A 20,791-nucleotide genomic window follows, 5' to 3' on the forward strand; every position below is an offset into this window, starting at 1 on the left:
TGGTGAGTAGCGAGCCGATGCGACCGACACGACGCGGATACGCCGTCGCGGCCGTCGTCGCCGCCGCCGTGGCCGTCGGCGCGGCGTTCGGGGCGCGCTCGCTGGACGCCGTCGTCCTCCCCGGAATCGTCGCGCTCGTCGCCGCCGCCGTGCAGGTCTGGCGCGCGCCGGCGCCGGGCGTCGAGCGCGCGCTCCCGCCGGCCGACGAGCCCGGAACGACGGGAACGGTCGAACTCCGGCTCGACGCGCCGCGGACCTACCCCGCGACGGTCCGCGATCGGCTACCGGCGGGCGTCGCCGTCGCGGGGAGCGGCGCCGACGGTGAGAGCGCTTCGGGCGAGTCGAACGAGTCGAGCGAGGCCGTCGTCGACGCCGCCATCGGCGGAGCCGTCAGCTACGAAATCGCCCGGCTGCGACGCGGGAGACACGAGATCGGTCCACTCACGGTCGTCGTGACCGACGTGCTCGGGCTCTTCGAGCGCACGATCGCGCTCGACGTCCGCAAGGACCTGCTCGTCTTCCCGCGGGTCCGGCGGCTCTCGGGGTCGGCGGAGGCGAACCTCCGGGCGCTCACCCAGTCGCGGCGGGCGACCCGCCGCGACGAGTTCGACGACCTCCGCGAGTACGTGCGCGGCGACGCGCTCCGGGACGTCCACTGGAAGTCCTCGGCCAAGCGCGGCGAGCTGATGATCCGGGAGTTCACCGCCGAGACCGACCCCGACCGCGTCACCGTCGTCGCGGGCGTCGCCGGCGCGGAGCGGCCGCGCGGCGAGGCCGAAAATGAGGACGAAACCGACTCGGGCGCGGATCCGCTGGCCGACGCGATGGCCGAGGCCGCGGCGACGGTCTGTCTCGCGCTGATCCGCGAGGGCGCGAGCGTGCGGCTCTCGACGCCCGCCGGGGAGGTCGACGCCGGCGTCGACGACACCCGCGCGGTGCTCGATCACCTCGCGGTCGTCGGCCGCGGGCCGGTGCCCGCACTCGACGGCGAGCCCGACGTCGCCGTCGTCGTCGACGACGAGCGGACCGTCGTCCGGTTCGACGGGCGCGGGCACCGCTTCGAGTCGATGATCGGAGAAGCCGACGGGGGCCTTCCGAACGGCCGATCCGCAGTCGGTGCCGACGTCGCAGCCGACGGCGACGCGGACCGTCCGGATGCGTCGAGCGGAGCGGGGCGAGTCGCACCCGCCTCCGGGAACCGCCGCGGCGGGGGGTCGTCCGGATGAGCGCCGTCGAGCGGCGGACGGGCTGGGTCGGGCGCCTGCTCCGCGGGCGAACGCTCGCCGTCGCGGGGCTGGCCGCGCTGACGTGGGCCTACGCGAGCGTCCTCTGGCGCGTGACCGACGTCGTTGGCGGGGGCCAGCAGTTCCTCGGCGTCCTCGTGGCGTCGTTCGGCCTGGCGCTCCTCGTGGGGCGGTTCGTCGGCGTCCGGGTCGCCGTCGGTCTCGCCTCGGCGCTCTTCGGGCTGGGGCTGGCGGGGTACCTGCTCGCGCTCCCGCAGAGCCAGCTCCAGCTGTTGACGCCGCAGCGCGCGCTCGCCGACACGGTGGCGCTCCTGACCGGGCTCTCGATCCTCCGGCTCGTCGGTGCGGGCGTGTGGGCGACTGCGGTCCTCCCCGGCCCTGTCTTCCTCTCGTGGTACCTCGCGGTCCGGCGGCGGTACGTCGCCGCGGCCGTCGCCGGCGGGCTCGCGCTCGGGCTCGTCGTGCTCACCGGTGACGCCGACGGCGTGACGACGCTCGTGGGCGTCCTCGGCGCGACGGCGACCGTGGCCGCGGCGACGTTCGAGCGCCACGGCGTCGACGTCGGCGGGCTCGACGCGCTGACAGTCGTGCTCGCGGCGATGGTCGTCGCCTCGGCGACGCTGACGGTCGTACCCGGAGCGGCCGGATCGCCCATTCTCCCGGACCGCGGCTCGCCCACGGTGGAGGCGAACCTCGTCGAGTCGCGGGACCGGGTCGAGATCGTCGGGAGCATCCGCCTCTCTCCCGAAATCCGGTTCACCGTCGAGAGCCCCCGTCCGCAGTACTGGCAGACCGGCGCCTACGACCGCTACACCGGCGACGGCTGGGTGCGGACCGGGACGGCGAACCGCTACGATGGCCCGCTGCGCGGACCGCCGGGGCCCACCGATCCGCTGGAACAGACCGTCACGGCGCGGGACTCGATGTCGGTCCTCCCGGCGGCGTGGCGGCCGATCTCGCTCGACGGCGCGGTGAGCGAACGCGCGGTCGTGACGCCGCAGGGGACGCTCCGACCCGGCGGGACGCTCCAGTCCGGCGAGCGCTACACCGTCCGCAGCCGGGTCCCGCAGGCGAGCCCCGAGCGCCTCCGGGCGGCCGGAACCGACTACCCCGACCGCGTCACCGACTCGTACCTCCAGCTGCCGTCGAGCACGACCCAGCGGGTCCGCGAGCGGGCCGCGAGCGTCACCGCGGACGCCGAGACGCCCTACGCCGAGGCGGTCGCGATCGAGCGGTACCTGGAGTCGAACAAGGAGTACTCGCTCAGCGTGCCGCCGTCGAGCGGCGACGTCGTCGACACCTTCCTCTTCGAGCGCGACGCCGGCTACTGCACCTACTACGCGACCGCGATGGTCGTGATGCTGCGCTCGGAGGGCGTGCCCGCGCGATTCGTCACGGGCTACACCGCGGGCGAGCGGACGGGCGACGGCGAGTACGCCGTCCGCGGGCTCAACTCCCACGCCTGGGTGGAGGTCTACTTCCCCGATGTGGGGTGGGTCCGCTTCGATCCGACGCCCGGGGGACCTCGGGAGACCGCCGAGGAGGCGCGGCTCACGGAGGCCCGACAGAGCGGCGAGACGAACGTCGACCTCCCGGGGCCGAACGAGACCGTGACGCCGCCGCCGGTCGGAGCGCCCGCGGGTGCGACCACGCCGCAGCTCCCCGCGGGAGCGACGCCGGGGGCGTCGAACACGACGCCGGGGACGACGAACGCGACGCCGACGCCGACACAGGCCGGAAGTTCCCCGGCGAGCGATAGTGGGTCGGGCCCGCTGCCGGTGCCGCTCCCGTCGCTGCCCTCGCGCCGGACGCTCCTGATCGGCGCGGTCGCGCTCGTCGGCCTCACGGCGGGCGCGAGACGGACGGGGACGGCCGGGCGGATGCGGCGGCTGCTCGCGGTCCAGTACCAGCGGCGCCGCGATCCCGAGACCGACGTCGCACGCGCGTACCGGCGGGTCGCGACCGTCCTCGAACGGAGGCACCGGCCGCGGCGGCCCGGCGAGACGCCGCGGGCGTACCTCCGATCGCTCCCCGACGGGCACGGCGGGGCGGCCGAGGCGTGCCGCGTCGGCGACCTGTACGAGCGCGCCAGATACGGGGACGGCGTCGACCGCGACGACGCCGACGAGGCCGTCGCGCTCGCGGACGACCTCGTGCGGTCGGCGACGCCGGTGCTTCGGTGGTTCCGGTCCCGCCCCTGATGCCGCGCGCGGTTCGGTGCCCGGTGAGCGTCGAGGGTCGGCGGCGCCACGGAGCCGCGACGGGCGGTCAGCGAGCGGGCCAAGCGACCGGGCGGCTGTGCGCTCGACGCGGGGTCCCGATACTGTTTAATATCCCCATCTTGTAGTTTCGGACTGTAATGTCGGAAGTCTGCTCGACGTGCGGACTCCCTGAGGAACTCTGCGTCTGCGAGGACGTCGCCAAGGAATCCCAGGAGATCACCATCCGCATCGACGAGCGCCGCTACGGAAAGGAGGTAACGATCATCGAAGGCTTCGACCCCAAGGACGTCGATATGGACAGTCTGTCCTCGGACCTGAAGTCGAAATTCGCCTGCGGCGGCACGGTCGAGGACGGCGCCATCGAACTGCAGGGGAACCACACCGGTCGCGTCGAGGACTTCCTCCGCGACAAGGGCTTCAACGTCGCCTGATCGGTACCGCCTGAGCGTCCCGCGTCGAGCGGCTTTTTCGTTCTTCACGTCGGGAGCCGCGGCGCTGTCGTGACAGCGCCCCGAACCGAAAGACCTCTGCGGGTGGACCGCGCCCATCGGATATGGTCGACTCGGATTGGTGGGTCGGCGTCGCCCTCCCCCCGCTGCTCGAAGTGGTCGGGCTGCTCGCGCTGTCCCTGTCGGACACCGTCGACGGGCCCCCGACCGCGCTGGATGTCCTCCCCGCGGCGTTCGTCCTGCTGAGCCTCGTACTGATTCCCGTGTTCGCGATCGCGCTGTATGTCGACGCGCGAGCGGTCGCGCGGAGCGCGGAGACCTGGACGCCGGATCCCCGCCTGTGGGGCGTCGCGGGCGTGGTCGCGCCCGCGGTCGGGCTCGCGCTCGTCGACTCTCCACTGCTCCTGTTCGTCGGGAGCGCGTACCTCCTCCGTCGGTTCCGACCGCGGGATCCGAGCCCCGCCGGCATCGGCCCGGACGCCCACGAGGCGGTCGGGGAGGCCGACGACCGGGGCGCGTCGGCGGCGAGCGGCCGGTCCCGAGAGCGTGTCTCCCGGTGGTACTACGGCGTCGCGCTCACGGTCGCGGCGTTCGCCGTCCTCGCGGTGGCGGTGCCGCTGCTCGGCGCCGTACTCGGCGTGTCGGCGAACGCGGAGTTCGTCTACGAGACGATCCCGACCGTGGGCGTCTTCCTCCCGCTCGTGGTGCTTTTGGCCCTCGTCGCGGCGCTCGTCCTGATCCCGGTGTTCAGCGTCTCGCTGTACCTCGACGTCCGGGCGGTCCGCGAGAGCGCGGTCGGCTGGACGCCCGACCGCCGGATCTGGGGCGTCGTCGCGGGCGTCCACCTCCTCAACGTACTCGTGCCGATGACGTGGCTGCTGTCGGTGCCCGCGGGCGGGTACTACCTCTGGCTCCGCCACCGGCGGGTCGGGCGGCCGTAGATGAGCGCCGCCGCCGCTCGAAGGCCGGGATGGCAGCCGTTCGACACCCAAGAGGAGAGCGGCGAGACCGACACACTCCAGGGTACCCTCGCGCGTGACCCCGGCGGGTCCGGAACGAATACTTATATGAACCTGTTTAATATTGGTGATCGATAAGCGATGGGACGCGGCGGGGGCGACGAAGTCGACGTCGGCGACATCTCACCAGACGCCTGGCGGCTCCTTCGGGTCGCGGCCGGCTTCGAGCAGCGGACCATCGAACGAAAACTCGACGACATCATGCAGGCTCACGTCTCGATGCTCGAAAACGACACCCGCAGCCTCTCTCGGGACCGCCTGGATCAGCTGTTCGAGCTGTATCGGACCAATTTGACCGACGAGCAGATCCGCGTGCTAGTGGAGCACTTCTGATGACACGGACGCTACGACTACCGGCGAACCGAACGGCCCTGGCACTCCTCGTCGCGCTCGTCGCGACCGCCGCGATCGCCGGCGCGCCGACGCCGCCCGGCCTCGACAGGGCGGGCCAGCTGGCGCTGGCCACGATGGCGCTGGCGGCGATCCTGTGGGTGACGAAGGCGCTGCCGCTGGCGTTGACGGGCCTTCTCATCCCGGTCGTCCTGACGATCTTCGGCGTCTACCAGCGGATGGAGGCCGCGCTGTCCGGCTTCGCCGACCCCCTCATCTTCCTGTTCGTGGCCGGGTTCATGCTGGCGGAGGCGCTCCAGACGCACAACATCGACCGGCGGCTGGCGCTGCATCTCATCAACGCGCTGGGGCGGTCGCCGCGGCTGCTCATCCTGGCGATCATGCTCTCGACGGCGTTCCTCTCGATGTGGGTGTCGAACACGGCCACGACGGCGATGATGATGCCGGTCGCGCTGGGCGTGCTGGCGGGCGTCGTCGGCCGCGACGCCCCGGGCGAGGGAGCCTCCTCGAACATGCGCGTCTCGACGCTGCTCGGGACGGCCTACGCCGCCAGCGTCGGGGGCGTCGGGACGCTCATCGGGACGCCGCCGAACGTCGTCGCCGTGGCCTTCCTCGACCGGCTGGTCGGGATCGAGATCTCGTTCGTTCAGTGGCTCGCAGTCGGGCTGCCGATCGTCGCGGTGACGCTGCCGCTGACGTGGTATCTCCTGACGTTCTGGCTGTATCCGCCGGAGATCGACGACGTGAACGAAGCCCAGTCTCAGGCCGGGGAGTTCCTCTCCGAAGAGGGGCCGATGTCGACGCACGCCCGCCGCGCGACGTACATCTTCGCGGCGACCGCCGCGCTGTGGGTGCTCGGCGGCCTCGGGTTCCTGTTCGAGGGCGTGCTCCCGTCGGCGTGGCAGGTGACGCTGTTCGGCGGGGAGGGCGCGAGCGTCTTCGGGCTGGAGGGCCACCGCGGGATCCTCTACTTCGTCGTGGTCGGCCTGCTGGCGATCCCCGCGCTCGTGGTGAGCGGCGCCGACGACTGGGAGAACCTCATCGACATCGACTGGGGGACGATCCTGCTGTTCGGCGGCGGCATCTCGCTGGCCGACGCGCTGGGGGAGACCGACGCCACCGCGTGGCTCGCGCGGTCGCTCTTCGATACCGTCGTCGGCGCGCCGCTCCCGCTCGTGGTCCTCACCGTCGTCGTATTCGCGGTGCTGGCGACGGAGCTCACCTCGAACACGGCCACGACGACCATCCTGGCGCCGATCCTCATCGGGCTGGGGAGCATCCTCGCCGGGACGCTCGGCGTCGACCCGATCCCGGCCGCCATCTTCCTGACCGTCACCGGGGCGATCGCCGCGAGCTTCGCCTTCGCGCTCCCGGTGGCGACGCCGCCGAACGCGATCGTCTTCGGGAGCGGCCACCTCGAACAGCGCGACATGATCCGCGCGGGCGTGATCCTGAACGCGGTGATGACGCTCGTGCTGACTGTGATGGCCATCCTCCTCTTCGAGTTCGTCTGGCCGCGGGTCCTCTGGTAGCCCGAGTACGGGGCGCATCCACCGTCGCGTCCGCGAGTCTCCTTTCGAACCCCGACGCGTAGCCGGACGAGCACGGTTACGTGCAGTCGGCGAGCGGGCGACCAATCCGGCCGTCCGCGCTCCCGAGCGGTCCGGACGACTACGTAGCCACCAGGACGTCACATATCGATCATTAACATTTATAGCGGTGACATTCAATGAAACGCACAGGTCGTGTATCATCGATACACGCCGGTCTAGCACCTATGACGGACAAACAGAACCGACGGACGTTCCTCAAGGTTGCAGGGAGCACAGGCGCAATCGGAATCACCGGACTCGCAGGCTGTTCCGGCGGCGGGGGCTCGGACTCCGGCGGCGACTCCTCGGGCGACGGCGGCGGCTCGACGGACAGCAGCGGCGGGACGACCGGAAGCTCCGACAGCGGACCGGAGACCATCACCCTCGGAGGGTCGATGAGTCTGACCGGCGACAACGCCGACCTGGGGCAGCTGTACAAGGACGCCTACGAGCTGACGATCCAGCGCATCAACGACAACGGCGGCGTCGAGGCCGGCGACGGCAACACCTACGAGCTGGAGATGATCCTCCGGGACGACGGGACCGACGCCTCGACCTCCAAGAGCATCTACCAGGAGCTCATCGACCGCGAGGGGGTCGACTACCTGCTCGGGCCCTACTCCAGCACGGTCACGCTCCCGGCCAGCGCGGTCGCGGCGCAGAACCAAAAGCCGATGGTCGAGGGCGGCGGCGCGAGCCCCGAGATCTTCGCGCAGGGCAACGAGTGGATCTTCGGCCTCCTGCCGACGGCGAACAAGTACGCGAAGAGCTACATCGACATGTGCCTCGCGCAGGACCCCACGCCGGAGTCGATCGCCATCCTCGCCGAGGACGGCACCTTCAGCCAGTCCACCGCCGACGGCGCGCGGAACAAGATCGAAAACACCGACCTCGAACTGGTCGTCGACCAGACGTTCCCGTCGAGCACCTCGGACCTCTCGACGAACCTGGGTCGCGTGCGCGACGCCGGCGCCGACATCCTGCTGCTGTGTGCCCACCAAAAGCACAACATCATCCTGGCGAACCAGATGGAGAGCCAGAGCGTCAACGTCGACGCCGCGATGGGGACCGTCGGCAGCCTCAACGAGTCGTTCAAGGACGAGGTCGGCGCGAACGGCGACTACATGTACGGCCCCTCCTCGTGGGCGGTCAACGCCGACTTCGAGGACCCGGTGTACGGCTCGACCGGCGAGTTCGTCTCCGCGATCGAGGAGAACTACGACTACACGCCGGACTACCACAGCGCGGCGGGCGAGGCCGTCATTATGACGTTCGTCAACGCGTTCGAGAACGTCAGCGAGATCACGCCCACCAACGTCCGCAACCACATCCGTGACGCGGAGTTCTCGACGGTCTACGGGACGGTCTCCTTCGACGACAGCGGCGTCATCAACAAGAACATGCTCGTCTACCAGTGGCAGCCCGAGCCGGGGCTCCAGATCACCTACCCGGACAACGTCGCGCAGTCGGACCCCATCTACCCGATGCCCGACTGGAGTGAGCGCTGAGACAGATGGCGTTCACGCAGTTCGTCGTCAACGGCCTGCTCATCGGGGCGATCTTCGCGGGGGTCGCCGTCGGCTTCGCGCTCATCTGGGGCGTCGTCGACATCATCAACCTCGCCCACGGCGATATGGTGATGCTCGGCGGCTACACCTCCTACTGGGCGCTGAGCCTCATCACCGGCAACGCGGAGGGCTCGCCGCTGTTGTTCCTGGCGACGATCCCGGCCGCGATCGCGGTGCTGTACGTCGTCGGGTACGTGCTCCAGCGGACGCTGGTGTCGCGGGTGATCGGAACCGACATCTTCCTCACGCTGCTCGTCACCTTCGGCATCAGCATCGCGATCCAGCAGCTGGCGATCCAGGCGTGGTCGGCGAACCCCCGGTCGATCCAGGTCGGCTTCGCCGATCCGTCGATCAACGCCGCGGGGCTCGTGATCCCGAAGATGAAGCTCGTCGCCTTCGTCGGCGCGCTCGTGCTGACCGCCGCGCTCTACCTGTTCCTGCAGAAGACGCGGACGGGGCGGGCGATCCGGGCGGTCTCGCAGAACCCCGAGGCCGCCGCGCTCGTCGGCATCGACGTCGAGCACACCCGAGCGGTCACGTTCGGCATCTCCTCGGCGATCGCCGGCGGCGTCGGGGCGTTCATCGCGACGATCCTCAACATCCAGCCGCAGATGGGCCTCATCTACACGCTCAAGAGCTTCGTCATCGTGGTGTTCGGCGGCGTCGGCTCCATCCCGGGGGCGCTCGCGGGCGGGCTCCTCCTCGGGACGGTCGAGGAACTGACCGCGGGCTTCGTCTCCTCGCAGTGGACGCTCGCGGTGAGCTTCACGCTGCTCATCGTCCTGCTCGTGGTCAAACCGAACGGCCTGTTCGGCCAGGAGGCTGAACGATGAGCACCGGCGAGTCCGACAGCGGCGAAGGACTGCTCCGGTCGATCGTCCCGCCCACGCAGGTCGAACGGGTGTTCGACTTCTGCGACGCCCACGCGTGGAAGCTGCTCCTCGCGATGGTGGTCGTCGGCGCCCTGCCGCCCCTCTTGGGGCTCCAGCAGGGCTACTACATGACCGTCATCTCGGAGATGTACCTCTTCGCCATCCTGGCGCTGTCGTGGGACATCGTCGGCGGCCAGACGGGCTATCCGAGCTTCGGAAATATGGCCTTCTTCGGGATCGGCGGCTACACCACCGCGATCTTGGTGAAGGACTTCGCCGTCGCGTTCCCGGTGGCGATGATCGCCGCCGGACTGCTCGCCGTCGCGTTCGCGGCGGTCATCGGCGCCGCCGTGCTCAGGCTGCGCGGGCACTACTTCGCGATCGCGACGCTCGGCGTCCTGCTCGCGGCCCAGCAGGTCTCGCGGATCATCGACATCACCGGCGGCGCGAGCGGGAAGATCCTGCTCGACGTCCCGCCGGGGACCGTGTTCTACTACCTCTTCTTCGGCGTGCTCGTCGCCGAGATGGCGGTCGTCTACTACCTCTCGAACACGCGGTTCGGGTTCATCCTGAACGCGATCCGCGACGACGAGGAGAAGGCGACCGCGATGGGATTCAACACGGCCTACCACAAGACGGCCGCCTGGATGCTGGCGGCGCTCTTCACCGGCCTCGCGGGCGGGGGGTACAGCCTGTTCAACACCTTCATCGACCCGCAGACGGCGTACAACGGCGCCTGGAACGTCGAGCTGATCGCGATGGCGCTGCTCGGCGGCTCCGGCACCGTCGCCGGCCCGGTCATCGGCGCCTTCGGCCTCCACACCGTCATCGAGTACGTCGAGACCGCCTTCGTCGGCTGGCAGCTCGTGATGCTGGGGCTCGTCGTGATCGTCACCGTGATCGAGTTCCCCGAGGGCTTCGTCGGGACGCTCAGGGAGTACGCCGGCGAGATGGAGTACTACAAGCGCGGCGGGATGGCCGCCGTCGAGGACGAGGAGGTGTCGAGCGATGAGTAAGGCGACTGACCCGACCGACGCGGCGGAGACAGAAGCGACCGCGAGAAGCGACGACCGGGCCGTGCTCCGGACCGACGGCGTCACGAAGCGCTTCGGCGGCCTGACCGCCGTCGACGACGTCAACGTCACGGTGAACGAAGGCGAGATCGTGGGGCTCATCGGCCCCAACGGCGCCGGGAAGTCGACGCTGTTCAACTGCATCACGGGGACGCTCCAGGCCGACGAGGGGTCGGTCTACCTCCAGGGACAGGACGTCACCGGCTGGCCCGAGTACAAGATCGCGCGGGCCGGCCTCGGGCGGATGTTCCAGGAGACCCGGATCTTCGGCGATATGACCGTCGAGAAGAACCTCCTCTTGGCCGCTCAGGAGGGCGGATCCGAGGTGAGCAGTCTGCTCCGCCGGCCGGACGAGTCGCTCCAGGCGCGGGCCCAGGAGCTGCTCGAATACGTCGACCTCGGCGGGCTCGCGAAGACGCGGGCCGGGCGACTGAGCTTCGGCCAACAGAAGCTCATCGAGTTCGCGATGGAGCTGATGGCCGAGCCGGACGTCCTCCTGATGGACGAGCCGGCCGGCGGCATCAACCCCTCGATGCTGGAGAACCTCATCGAGTACATCCGGACCGCCAACGAAGACGAGGAAGCGACGATCTTCCTCATCGAACACAACATGGACTTCGTGATGGAAATCGCCGACCGCATCTACGTCCTCGCCCACGGCGAGCGGATCGCCGAGGGCACGCCCGAAGAGATACAGAACGACCAGCGCGTCCTCGACGCGTACCTGGGGAGGGAGTGATCGTGGCGACGACTTCCGACTCTGAGACCGAAACCGATTCGGACTCGGAACCCGACCCCGAGACCGACCACGGGGACGCGCTCTTGGAGATGCACGACGTCGTGGCCGGCTACGGCAACACGACCGTGCTCCACGACGTCAACATCGCCGTCGACGACGGCCAGATCGCCTGCCTGATCGGCCCGAACGGGTCGGGGAAGTCGACGCTGATGAAGAGCATCTACGGCTTCGCCGACGTCAAGGCGGGGACGGTCACGCTCCGGGGCGAGGACATCACCGGCCGCTCGCCCCAGGAGAACCTCGCCAACGGGATGAGCTACGTCCTGCAGGAAGCGAGCGTCTTCCCGGGGATGAGCGTCCACGAGAACATGCTGATGGGCGGGTACGTCTTCGAGGACGACGAGCGCGCCAACCGCCGCGCCGAGGAGCTCTACGACGAGTTCCCGATCCTCGGAGACATCCGCGACCAGCGCGCCGGGACCCTTTCGGGCGGCCAGCGCCGGCTGCTCGAACTCGCCCGCGCGCTGATGGTCGACCCGGAGGTGATGATGCTCGACGAGCCGTCGATCGGCCTCGAACCGCGCTTCATCGACGACGTCTTCGAGCGGATCAAGCAGCTCAACGACCTAGGGACGACCATCCTGCTCGTCGAACAGAACGCCGAGAAGGGGCTCTCGGTCGCCGATCGCGGGTTCGTGCTCGCGAGCGGCGAGATCAAGTTCACCGGCACCGGCACCGAACTCCTCAACGACGACGAGGTCGGCCGGCTCTACCTGGGGGGATAACCGATGTATCGGATCCTCCTCCCCGTGGACGACGACGCGAAGCGCGCCCGCGCGCAGGCGGACTTCGTCGCCGACCTCCCCGGCATCGACGACATCGAAGTCGTGGTGACCCACACCCTGACCGACGAGGAGGTCGGGGCACCCGACGAACTGCGGAACGTCGACCGTGTCGATACGGTCCGGCTCGTCCGCGACCGCCTCGAAGACCGCGGGCTCGACGTCGAACTCGCCGAGGCCCGACACCCGCCGGCCGACGGCATCCTCGAGATCGCCGCGGAGTTCGACATCGACCACATCGCGATGAGCACCCAGCGGCGCTCGCCGGCGGGGAAGGCCCTGTTCGGAAGCGTCGCTCAGACGGTGTTGCTCGACGCCGACGTGCCGGTCACGATCGTCACGACCGACGACGAATAGACCGGCGAGTCGCGCGGTTTTTCAAGCGGAAATTCGGGATTCTTTCCGCTCGGGAGTGATATCGAATCGGAGACGTTTCGCAGACGAATCCGTTCCTTCGGAAGAACGCGTAAGGGGAGTGGACTCGCTGGGATTTGAACCCAGGGCCTCTTCCTTGCGAAGGAAGCGATCTACCACTGATCTACGAGCCCGCACTCGATTCGAGGATGGCGCGTCATTTGTACCTTCTGTTTCGTCCCCTGCGCGTGAGGCGATCACACGCGAAGAGGTGCGCGTGACGCTGACGCCTTAGCGCCGTGAGCCGACGTGTCGCGAGATCGCGGCGTCGGTCGGGGCGTCAGTCTCGGACCTGCTCAGTCCTCGAGGACGATCTCGATGCTGACGTCGTTCGGCACCTGGATCCGCATCAGCTGCCGGAGGGCGCGTTCGTCGGCGTCGATGTCGATGAGACGCTTGTGAACGCGCATCTCCCAGTGTTCCCACGTGGCGGTCCCCTCGCCGTCGGGGGACTTCCGCGCGGGCACTTCGAGCGTCTTCGTCGGCAGCGGGATCGGACCGCTGAGGTTGACCCCCGTCTTGTTCGCGATCTCGCGAACGTCGTCGCAGATGTCGTCGAGGTCGTCCGGGCTGGTCCCGGCCAGACGGACGCGTGCCTGCTGCATCTATCGCTCGTTGACGTCGAGGACCTTCCCGGCCGCGATGGTCTGACCCATGTCGCGGACCGCGAAGGACCCGAGCTCCGGAATCTCGCCCGACGGCTCGATGCTGAGCGGCTTCTGCGGTCGGACCGTGACGACCGCGGCGTCGCCGGACTGGATGAAGTCGGGGTTCTCCTCGGCGACCTCGCCCGAGGAGGGGTCGAGCTTCTGATCGATGGACTCGATCGTACAGGCGACCTGCGCCGTGTGGGCGTGGAAGACCGGCGTGTAGCCGGCGGTGATGACCGAGGGGTGCTGCATCACGACGATCTGGGCCTGGAACGTCTCGGCGACCGTCGGCGGGTCGTCGGCGGGGCCGCAGACGTCGCCGCGGCGGATGTCGTCCTTGCCGATGCCGCGGACGTTGAACCCGACGTTGTCACCGGGGCCGGCCTGCGGCACTTCCTCGTGGTGCATCTCGACGGTCTTGACCTCGCCGCCGACGTCCGACGGCTGGAAGGAGACGTTGTCGCCGGGGCTGATGGTACCGGTCTCGACGCGTCCGACCGGGACCGTCCCGATGCCCGAGATGGTGTAGACGTCCTGAATCGGCAGGCGGAGCGGCGCGTCCGTCGGCGGCTCCGGCTCCGGGAGGTCGTTGAGCGACTCCAGGAGCGTCGGGCCGTCGTACCAGGACGTGTTCTCGGACCGCTCGGCGACGTTGTCGCCCTCGAAGGCCGAGATCGGGACGTAGGTGGCGTCGTCGGAGTTGAACTGGACCTGCTTGAGGAGCTTGTTGACCTCGTCTTTGACCTGCTTGTAGGAGTCCTCGCTGTAGTCGACGAGGTCCATCTTGTTGATGCCGATGATGAGCTCGTTGATGCCCAGGGTGCGGGCCAGGAAGACGTGCTCGCGGGTCTGCGGCGCGACGCCGTCGTCGGCGGCGACGACGAGCACCGCGTTGTCGGCCTGCGAGGCGCCCGTGATCATATTCTTGACGAAGTCACGGTGGCCCGGACAGTCGACGATGGTGAAGTAGTACTCGTCGGTGTCGAACTCCTGGTGGGCGATGTCGATGGTGACCCCGCGCTCGCGCTCCTCGGCGAGGTTGTCCATCACATAGGCGAACTCGAATCCGCCCTTGCCCTTCTCTTCGGCTTCCTCGCGGTGCTGCTCGATTACGTGCTCGGGGACGGATCCTGTCTCGAACAGGAGTCGCCCGACCAGCGTACTCTTTCCGTGGTCGACGTGGCCGATGATGGCCAGGTTCTGGTGCGGTTTGTCACTCATAGGTGGGTCACGCGCTAAGGCGCTCTGTACCGCCTTCTTTGGCCAGAAAGCCCTAAAACCATTTCGATACGTAGACGGCCGAAACGCCGCAGTATCGCGGTTTGTGGGACCATCTACCACGGGTCGCTGCCGCACTTTTCGACCGGATCGACGCGGAACCGAGTCACCGAAGCGCCGGCAGCGACGCGCGGCGAGCGCGAAAGCGGCCGAAAGGAGCGAAAACGAGCCGATCGCAGGACTGCGGAGGGACCGTGTCGGTATCAGGTAAGATCGACGACGCGATTCCAGCGGCGGCGGTGCCGCAGGCTATCGGTCTTCCAGCCGACCGACGTCGCCCAGCACGGCCGAGGCGGTCTCCGGGCCGCCGGCGCCGCGGCCGCTGAGGTTCAGTTGGCCGGCGTGGTCGGTCTCCAACTGGACGATGTTCCGCGTCCCGGTCACGGCGAGGGCGGCGTTCTGCGGGACGAGCCGCGGCCCGACGCGGATGCCGTCCCGGGTCGCCTCCCCGACGAGCCGGATCGTCCGGCCGTCCTCGGCGGCCAACTCCAGGGCGCTGCCGGGGACGTTCGTGATCCCCTCGACGTCGGCGTCGTCGAGGGTGTACTCCGTCTCGCCCTCGGCGAGCACGTTCGCGAGGATGACGCACTTCAGCGCCGCGTCCGTGCCCTCGACGTCGAAGGTCGGGTCCGCCTCGGCGACGCCGAGGTCCTGGGCCTCCGCGAGGACGTGTTCGTAGTCGATCCCCTCGGCGGCCATCCGCGAGAGGATGAAGTTCGCCGTCCCGTTGAGGACGCCCCGGGCCGCCTCGACGTGCGACGGCGAGAGGTCCTCGACCGTCGAGACGATCGGGATCGCGCCGCCGACGGTGGCCTCGAAGCGGACGTTCCCGGCGCTCTCGCGCTCTAAGTCCCGGACGTCGCCGTAGCGCTCGGCGACCGGCCCCTTGTTCGCGAGGACGACGTGGCGGTCGCGCTCCAGCGCCGTGCGAAGGTGCGAGAAGCCGGGCTCGGCGTCGCCGAGCGTCGTCGGCGTCGCCTCGACGAGGACGTCGTAGTCGGCCTCCAGCGCCGCCTCGGGGTCGGCGTCGCCGACGCGGCCCTCATCGGACTTCCGGTCTAAGGCCGCCTCGGTGTCGATGCCCCCGGCGTCGACGGCGGCCGACGACGAGTCCGCGAAGGCGACGATCCGGTGGCCGTAGTCGGCCGCGAGGTCGACGACTGAGCCGCCGACCGCGCCGGCGCCGACGACCGCGAGTCGCTTGCCGCTCATACGGCTCCCCCCGCGAGGGGTTCGACCACGTGGAGGTCCTTCTCCTCGGCGATCTCGCGGACGAGCGAGATCGCTTCGGCGGTCTCGCCGGCGCGGGTCGCCATCCGGAGCCGGGCGCTGGAGGTGTCGCTGCGCCCCTCCGGCGCGTTGAGCGAGAAGTCCGCGATCGACGTCGAGGGGTACTGTTCGATCCGACGGAGCGTATCGGAGAGGTCCGTGTCGACGAGGTGGCCCACGAGGACGACGACGACCTCCTCGGCGTAGTGTTCGGCGCCCGCCTGGACGACGTTGACGCCCTCGTCGCGCAGCGCGGCGACGATGGCCTCGAAGCGGTCCGGGGTCGCCTCGACGTCGACCTCCACGGGGATGCGGCCACGCGGGGTGACGTTCCCCCGCTCGTGGAAGATCGACAGGAGGTTCCCGCCGTTCGCTGAGATGGGTTCCAGCGCCGCGAGCAGTTGCCCCGGCTGGTCGGCGAGTTCGAGCCGGATCGTGTGGGGCTGGGGCTCGCCGTCGGCGTCGGTGTCGGCGGCGTCGGCGTGGGACGTACGCGAGCGGGTCGCGCCGCCGGAATCGCCGGAGTCCGGTTCCTCGTCGGCGTCCGCGTCGGAATCGAGCGCGGACGTCACTGGCGGATCACTCCCTGGCGGGAGGGGGCCTCACGAGCCACGGTTCGGTGAGAGACGACGACTCGACGGTCCGTCCGGGCGACGGGTCGAGGTCGTGAGGTCGAAGCCGTACACATACCCGAACGTCAACCCCCGGACCGATATAAGCCTTCGTCGATGCACGCGTTGCCGGCGGCGAAAACTGCCGGCGTCCCGCCCGGCGCGCTAGATGCGCGGCAGCGAGATCGTCACCGTGGTCGCGTCGTCGTGTTCGGTGAACGAGATCTCGCCGCCGTGGGTGTCGGCGACGGTCTTTGCGACCCACAGCCCCAGTCCGCTCCCGTGGGTCAGCTGTGTGATGTCGGCCTCGCCGACGACGACGTCCCGCTCGTGGGACGGAATGCCGTCGCCCCGGTCGGAGACCGAGAGCTCGACCGCGTCGGGGAGGACCCGGACCGACGCCTCGACCGGCGGGTCGCCGTGCTCGGCGGCGTTCTCCAGGAGCTCGTCCAGGGCCGTCCGGAGGCCGTCGCTCGCGCGGACCCGCGCGTCGATGTCGTCGGGCGCGTCCACCGAGAACGCCGCGTCGGGGAACCGATCCCGCGCGTGTGCGACCGCGCCCTCGAGTACCGCGACCGGGTCGGTCTCGCGGTACTCCTCGGGGCTCCGGTCCCGCTCGCGGGTGATCGTCTTCGCGCCGTCGGCGAGGCTCCCGACCGTCTCGGCGCTGCGTTTCAGCACGTCCGCGGACTTCTTGAGCCGCTCCTCGCTCGGGACGGTCGCGACGATGTCGGCGTGGCCCGCCAGCACCTGCGCCTCGTTGCGGAGGTTGTGCCGCAGGACGCGGTTCAGCACGGCCGTCCGGCGGCGCTCCCGGGCGAGCTGTTCGGCGCGCACCCGGCGGGCGTCGTAGACGCCGATGATGACGTGGGCCGCCGCGCCGATTGCCAGGAGGTTGCCGACGGTGAACATCGACGGCGCGATCCCGCCCGACAGTCGGTTCTGGGCGTACGCGTGCGCGAGCATCACGCTCCCGAGGACGACGATTCCCAGGAGGTTCCAGATCGCGATCCGGAGCGCGTTGCGGTCGCTGAAGCCGCTGTAATACAGCAGGCCGCCGACGGCGACGAGGCCGAGCGAGACGACGCCCCCGACCGCGCCGAGTACGACCGACAGCGGGCCGCCGCCCGAAAGCAGCGGAAAGAGGTTCGGTACGAGCAAGACGAGACCGGTGGCCGAGATGATGGCGCTCGCGAGGAGCCGGACGGCGGAGGGCCTCGCAGGAGCGACAGACTCCGGCGGCGAGCCGAACCCGACCCGATCGAGGAGCGTGAGGAGTTGTGTGCGCATCTGCTGTTGGCTACTGGTCGGACACCCGCTTGAAATTATGGGGCCGAGTATCGGTGTCGATAGCGGACGGGAAAAACGGAACCGCGTCGAACCGCGGGCCGACGGCGCGCGTGACGCGCGGGGTCACGCGGGCGTCAGATCGTCAGAACTGGTCGACCGACTGCGGGAGTTCGAGCTTCATTCCCTTGCGCTCGCGGATCTCCATGATCTTCTCGCGCTGGAGGTTGTCCGAGAGCACGCGGAAGCCGGCGTTCTCGGTGTTCCACGAGGCGCGGCCCTCCGTCGCCGAGCGGATGTCCGAGGAGAACCCGATCATCTCTTCGACGGGCGCGATGCCCTCGATGACCATCAGGTCGCCCTCCTGGAACATGTCGTCGACGCGGCCGCGACGGCCCTGGATCTCGCCGGACGCCGAGCCCATGTGCTCGGAGGGAACGTCGATGCGGACGTTCTGGATCGGCTCTAAGAGCTTGATGTCGGCGTCGATCAGCGCGCGGTGGACCGCGTCGCGGACGGCCGGGATGACCTGTGCGGGACCGCGGTGGATCGTGTCCTCGTGGAGCTTCGCGTCGTGGAGCCGGAGCAGCGCGCCCTGGACCGGCTCGTTGGCGAGCGGGCCGTCGTCGAGCGCCTCTTCGAGGCCCTCGATCACGAGCTCCATCGTCTCGTTGAGGTGCTGGATCCCCTTCGTGTCGTCGATGAGGATGTTCGTCCCGTGGATGTGCTCGACGTTCTGGGAGGTGTCCTTGTCCATCCCGGCCTCCTGCAGCGCCTCGCGGCGCTCCAGTTCGGGCATATCCATCGAGGCCTCGCCGAGCTTGATCGCGTCGACGACGTCCTCCGGGAGGGGCTCGACCGTGATGTAGAACTTGTTGTGGCGGTTCGGCGAGACGCCCTCGACCTCGCGGGAGGCGTCCTGCGGCGACTCGCGGTAGACGACGATCGGTTCGCCGGTCTGGACCGGGATGCCCTGGTTCTTTTGGATGCGCTGGGTGATCACTTCGAGGTGGAGCTCGCCCTGGCCGCTGATCAGGTGCTCGCCGGTGTCCTCGTTGATCTCCACCCGGATGGTCGGGTCCTCCTTGGCGACCTGCTGGAGCGTCTCGATGAGCTTCGGCAGGTCGTCCATATTCTTCGCCTCCACGCTTTTCGTGATGACCGGCTCGGAGATGTGCTCGATCGACTCGAACGGCGTCATCTCCACCGACGAGACGGTGGAGCCGGCGATGGCGTCACGCAGGCCCGTGACGGCCGCGATGTTCCCCGCGGGGACGCCGCGGTCGAGCTCCTCGCGCTCGCCGCCCATAAAGATCCCCACGGACTGGACACGGTTCTTGCCCGCCGTCCCGGAGACGTACAGCTCCTGGCCCTGCTTGATGGTCCCGCTGAACAGCCGGCCGGTCGCGATCTCGCCGGCGTGGGGGTCCATCGAGATGTCGGTCACCATAAAGACGACCTCGCCGTCGTCGTCGACCTCGCGCATCTGCCGAGCGAGGTCGGTGTCGTCGTCGCCGCGCCAGACGCGCGGGATGCGGCGGGGCTGGGCGTCGAGCGGGTCCGGGAAGTGCTCGGCGACCATATCGAGGACGACGTCCGAAAGCGGCGTCTTCTCGTGGAGCTCGCGGCGCTGGTCGTTGCGCTCCATCTCGATGATCTCGGGGAAGCCGATGCCGGTCTCGGCCATCGACGGCGCGGAGACGCCCCACTTGTAGAGGGCCGACCCGAAGGCGACGGTCCCGTCTTCGACGGAAACCGTCCAGTCGTCGACGTTGTCCATATCCTCGGTCATCCCGCGGATGAGCTCGTTGACGTCGCCGATGACGTCCATCAGCCGCTCTTGCATCTCCTGGGGCCCCTCCTGGAGCTCGGAGATGAGGCGGTCGACCTTGTTGATGAACAGCGCGGGCTTGACGCCCTCGCGCAGCGCCTGCCGGACGACCGTCTCGGTCTGCGGCATCGCGCCCTCGACGGCGTCGACGACGACGAGCGCCCCGTCGACCGCGCGCATCGCGCGGGTCACGTCGCCGCCGAAGTCGACGTGGCCCGGCGTGTCGATGAGGTTGATGAGGTGGTTTTCGTCCTCGTACTCGTGGGTCATCGACACGTTCGCCGCGTCGATGGTGATCCCGCGTTCCTGTTCGTCCTCCTCTGTGTCCATCATCAGCCGGGTGGCCTCGCCCTCGTCGGCGATCATTCCCGCCCCCGCGAGGAGGTTGTCCGTCAGCGTGGTCTTCCCGTGGTCGACGTGAGCGGCGATGGCGATGTTCCGGATCTGCTCCGGTTTGTCCATCAGTTGCTCACACTCTTGTACGATCTTCTTTCGTCGGCCCATTATGTGACCCTGTACCGGCAGGAGGGTCAAAAGGGTAGTGTTTTGCCGCCCGCGGAATCGCCGGATACGGCGGCCGCTGAGCGGGGTATGCACCCTTTTGACACAGTTCGGCGGTTCCGTTCGGCGACTCGGTCGAGCGCCCGCGTCCGGGCCGATCCGGAGTAAGAGTCTTATCGGGCCACCCCGTGAGAACGATACGCATGGACCTACGAGTGCGCGGCGACGTCCCGGCGGACCCGTTCCTCGGCGCGGCGGACCTCCTCGAAACCGAGTGCGACCTCGACCGGCCTGTGTACGTCGACGTCCGGACCGACCCCGACGAGCGGACCTGGGCGGCCCACTACGAGGACCGCCACGTGCTGAACATCTCCCGGCAGGCGGCGACGAGCGCGATGGCGCGCGAACTCGCCGTCCACGAGCTCGCACATATGGCCCGCAACGAGGAGGGGCACGTCTCGCATCACCTCCAGACCGAAGAGGCGCTCTTTCTCGCGCTCTCCGGCGAGTCCGTCGAACGCCGGAAGGTCGCCCACTGCTATCAGATCGCGAACCACATGAAGGACATCTACGCCGACGACATCACGCTCTCGGTGACGCCGCCCGAGAAGCTGGTCTCGTTCCTGGAGTCCGAGCTGGCGCGGGCGGTCGCGACCCGCGAGTCTCCCTCGCCGTGGCCGGACTCCCGACGGGTGACGGCGGGGTCGGACCCCGAGATCACCGCCGTCAACGCGGCGTTCGCGCTCGGCCTCGTCGAGCGCCACGGCGTCGTCGACCGCGACCACCGGCTCTACGACCTCGCGCACGCGGCCGCCGACGACGCCCCCGGCATCAACCTCCAGGCCTTCAAGCGGCGCTTCCGCTCGCTCGGCGAGGACCCCTCCGACAGCGAGTACCGGAAAGCGCTCGTGGACGCGACCCGGGCGTACGCCGTCGGCGAGCCCGGCGGCGGCGACGTCGCCGCCGACTGACCGAACGG

General features: G+C 69.3%; 19 protein-coding genes and 1 tRNA gene. 13 read left to right on the plus strand and 7 right to left on the minus strand.

The features are described 5' to 3' along the window. Positions 1-17: 17 nt before the first annotated feature. From OS889_RS00155 to OS889_RS00210, 12 genes are all read left to right on the plus strand, one after another. Positions 18-1,226, plus strand: a complete 1,209-nt coding sequence (locus OS889_RS00155) for a DUF58 domain-containing protein (RefSeq protein ID WP_372386459.1) — start codon at positions 18-20, stop codon at positions 1,224-1,226. Continuing rightward, positions 1,223-3,445 (plus strand): transglutaminase TgpA family protein, encoded by a 2,223-nt coding sequence (locus OS889_RS00160; RefSeq protein WP_372386460.1) that lies wholly within the window; start codon positions 1,223-1,225, stop codon positions 3,443-3,445. Before OS889_RS00155 ends, OS889_RS00160 begins: the two co-directional genes overlap by 4 nt. Before the next feature lie 158 nt (positions 3,446-3,603). Continuing rightward, positions 3,604-3,897, plus strand: a complete 294-nt coding sequence (yciH, locus tag OS889_RS00165) for a stress response translation initiation inhibitor YciH (RefSeq protein WP_372386461.1) — start codon at positions 3,604-3,606, stop codon at positions 3,895-3,897. Between the two features lie 122 nt (positions 3,898-4,019). Continuing rightward, positions 4,020-4,856, plus strand: coding sequence for a hypothetical protein (locus tag OS889_RS00170; protein WP_372386462.1), 837 nt, complete (start codon positions 4,020-4,022; stop codon positions 4,854-4,856). Between the two features lie 159 nt (positions 4,857-5,015). Continuing rightward, complete coding sequence (locus tag OS889_RS00175; protein ID WP_372386463.1) at positions 5,016-5,267, plus strand: DUF8599 family protein; 252 nt, start codon at positions 5,016-5,018, stop codon at positions 5,265-5,267. Continuing rightward, on the plus strand, positions 5,267-6,817 hold the full coding sequence (locus OS889_RS00180; protein WP_372386464.1) for an SLC13 family permease: 1,551 nt from the start codon (positions 5,267-5,269) through the stop codon (positions 6,815-6,817). The genes OS889_RS00175 and OS889_RS00180 overlap by 1 nt, the downstream gene beginning before the upstream one ends. Positions 6,818-7,062: 245 nt before the next feature. Continuing rightward, positions 7,063-8,385, plus strand: a complete 1,323-nt coding sequence (locus OS889_RS00185) for an amino acid ABC transporter substrate-binding protein (RefSeq protein ID WP_372386465.1) — start codon at positions 7,063-7,065, stop codon at positions 8,383-8,385. A gap of 5 nt (positions 8,386-8,390) precedes the next feature. Continuing rightward, a complete protein-coding gene (locus OS889_RS00190; RefSeq protein ID WP_372386466.1) occupies positions 8,391-9,278 on the plus strand; it encodes a branched-chain amino acid ABC transporter permease in 888 nt (295 codons plus the stop codon). Further along, positions 9,275-10,333, plus strand: coding sequence for a branched-chain amino acid ABC transporter permease (locus tag OS889_RS00195; protein WP_372386467.1), 1,059 nt, complete (start codon positions 9,275-9,277; stop codon positions 10,331-10,333). The genes OS889_RS00190 and OS889_RS00195 overlap by 4 nt, the downstream gene beginning before the upstream one ends. After that, positions 10,326-11,129, plus strand: a complete 804-nt coding sequence (locus tag OS889_RS00200; protein WP_372386468.1) for an ABC transporter ATP-binding protein — start codon at positions 10,326-10,328, stop codon at positions 11,127-11,129. The genes OS889_RS00195 and OS889_RS00200 overlap by 8 nt, the downstream gene beginning before the upstream one ends. Before the next feature lie 89 nt (positions 11,130-11,218). Beyond that, positions 11,219-11,914, plus strand: coding sequence for an ABC transporter ATP-binding protein (locus OS889_RS00205; protein ID WP_372391489.1), 696 nt, complete (start codon positions 11,219-11,221; stop codon positions 11,912-11,914). 3 nt (positions 11,915-11,917) lie between these two features. Next, positions 11,918-12,328, plus strand: a complete 411-nt coding sequence (locus OS889_RS00210; protein ID WP_372386469.1) for a universal stress protein — start codon at positions 11,918-11,920, stop codon at positions 12,326-12,328. 119 nt (positions 12,329-12,447) lie between these two features. Here the strand turns inward: OS889_RS00210 and OS889_RS00215 are convergent. From OS889_RS00215 to OS889_RS00245, 7 genes are all read right to left on the minus strand, one after another. Further along, positions 12,448-12,519, minus strand: a tRNA-Ala gene (locus OS889_RS00215). 162 nt (positions 12,520-12,681) lie between these two features. Next, positions 12,682-12,990: a 30S ribosomal protein S10 gene (gene rpsJ, locus OS889_RS00220; protein WP_049985148.1), complete on the minus strand. Its 309-nt coding sequence runs from the start codon at positions 12,988-12,990 to the stop codon at positions 12,682-12,684. Next, complete coding sequence (gene tuf, locus OS889_RS00225) at positions 12,991-14,256, minus strand: translation elongation factor EF-1 subunit alpha (protein WP_372386470.1); 1,266 nt, start codon at positions 14,254-14,256, stop codon at positions 12,991-12,993. It abuts the gene before it with no gap. Positions 14,257-14,562: 306 nt separating this feature from the next. Next, positions 14,563-15,525 (minus strand): homoserine dehydrogenase, encoded by a 963-nt coding sequence (locus tag OS889_RS00230; RefSeq protein WP_372386471.1) that lies wholly within the window; start codon positions 15,523-15,525, stop codon positions 14,563-14,565. Continuing rightward, complete coding sequence (locus OS889_RS00235; protein WP_372386472.1) at positions 15,522-16,154, minus strand: amino acid-binding protein; 633 nt, start codon at positions 16,152-16,154, stop codon at positions 15,522-15,524. Before OS889_RS00235 ends, OS889_RS00230 begins: the two co-directional genes overlap by 4 nt. Before the next feature lie 204 nt (positions 16,155-16,358). Further along, on the minus strand, positions 16,359-17,483 hold the full coding sequence (locus OS889_RS00240) for a sensor histidine kinase (protein ID WP_372386473.1): 1,125 nt from the start codon (positions 17,481-17,483) through the stop codon (positions 16,359-16,361). A gap of 142 nt (positions 17,484-17,625) precedes the next feature. Further along, complete coding sequence (locus tag OS889_RS00245) at positions 17,626-19,815, minus strand: elongation factor EF-2 (protein WP_372386474.1); 2,190 nt, start codon at positions 19,813-19,815, stop codon at positions 17,626-17,628. Positions 19,816-20,015: 200 nt separating this feature from the next. Between OS889_RS00245 and OS889_RS00250 the strand changes: the two genes are divergently transcribed. After that, positions 20,016-20,783, plus strand: coding sequence for a DUF5781 family protein (locus tag OS889_RS00250; protein ID WP_372386475.1), 768 nt, complete (start codon positions 20,016-20,018; stop codon positions 20,781-20,783). Positions 20,784-20,791: the final 8 nt, after the last annotated feature.

It is taken from the genome of Halobellus sp. MBLA0158 (assembly GCF_041477585.1).
Classification (GTDB): Archaea; Halobacteriota; Halobacteria; order Halobacteriales; family Haloferacaceae; genus Haloquadratum; species Haloquadratum rubicundus.

What these genes read in the sequence shown, in the direction of transcription:
- yciH (WP_372386461.1), top strand. Translation starts at nt 3,604, where the DNA reads ATGTCGGAAGTCTGCTCGACGTGCGGACTCCCTGAGGAACTCTGCGTC.
- OS889_RS00155 (WP_372386459.1), top strand. Translation starts at nt 18, where the DNA reads ATGCGACCGACACGACGCGGATACGCCGTCGCGGCCGTCGTCGCCGCC.
- tuf (WP_372386470.1), bottom strand. Translation starts at nt 14,256, where the DNA reads ATGAGTGACAAACCGCACCAGAACCTGGCCATCATCGGCCACGTCGAC.
- OS889_RS00170 (WP_372386462.1), top strand. Translation starts at nt 4,020, where the DNA reads ATGGTCGACTCGGATTGGTGGGTCGGCGTCGCCCTCCCCCCGCTGCTC.
- OS889_RS00210 (WP_372386469.1), top strand. Translation starts at nt 11,918, where the DNA reads ATGTATCGGATCCTCCTCCCCGTGGACGACGACGCGAAGCGCGCCCGC.
- OS889_RS00245 (WP_372386474.1), bottom strand. Translation starts at nt 19,815, where the DNA reads ATGGGCCGACGAAAGAAGATCGTACAAGAGTGTGAGCAACTGATGGAC.
- OS889_RS00195 (WP_372386467.1), top strand. Translation starts at nt 9,275, where the DNA reads ATGAGCACCGGCGAGTCCGACAGCGGCGAAGGACTGCTCCGGTCGATC.
- OS889_RS00240 (WP_372386473.1), bottom strand. Translation starts at nt 17,483, where the DNA reads ATGCGCACACAACTCCTCACGCTCCTCGATCGGGTCGGGTTCGGCTCG.
- OS889_RS00205 (WP_372391489.1), top strand. Translation starts at nt 11,219, where the DNA reads ATGCACGACGTCGTGGCCGGCTACGGCAACACGACCGTGCTCCACGAC.
- rpsJ (WP_049985148.1), bottom strand. Translation starts at nt 12,990, where the DNA reads ATGCAGCAGGCACGCGTCCGTCTGGCCGGGACCAGCCCGGACGACCTC.
- OS889_RS00185 (WP_372386465.1), top strand. Translation starts at nt 7,063, where the DNA reads ATGACGGACAAACAGAACCGACGGACGTTCCTCAAGGTTGCAGGGAGC.
- OS889_RS00180 (WP_372386464.1), top strand. Translation starts at nt 5,267, where the DNA reads ATGACACGGACGCTACGACTACCGGCGAACCGAACGGCCCTGGCACTC.
- OS889_RS00190 (WP_372386466.1), top strand. Translation starts at nt 8,391, where the DNA reads ATGGCGTTCACGCAGTTCGTCGTCAACGGCCTGCTCATCGGGGCGATC.
- OS889_RS00200 (WP_372386468.1), top strand. Translation starts at nt 10,326, where the DNA reads ATGAGTAAGGCGACTGACCCGACCGACGCGGCGGAGACAGAAGCGACC.
- OS889_RS00175 (WP_372386463.1), top strand. Translation starts at nt 5,016, where the DNA reads ATGGGACGCGGCGGGGGCGACGAAGTCGACGTCGGCGACATCTCACCA.
- OS889_RS00160 (WP_372386460.1), top strand. Translation starts at nt 1,223, where the DNA reads ATGAGCGCCGTCGAGCGGCGGACGGGCTGGGTCGGGCGCCTGCTCCGC.
- OS889_RS00250 (WP_372386475.1), top strand. Translation starts at nt 20,016, where the DNA reads ATGGACCTACGAGTGCGCGGCGACGTCCCGGCGGACCCGTTCCTCGGC.
- OS889_RS00230 (WP_372386471.1), bottom strand. Translation starts at nt 15,525, where the DNA reads ATGAGCGGCAAGCGACTCGCGGTCGTCGGCGCCGGCGCGGTCGGCGGC.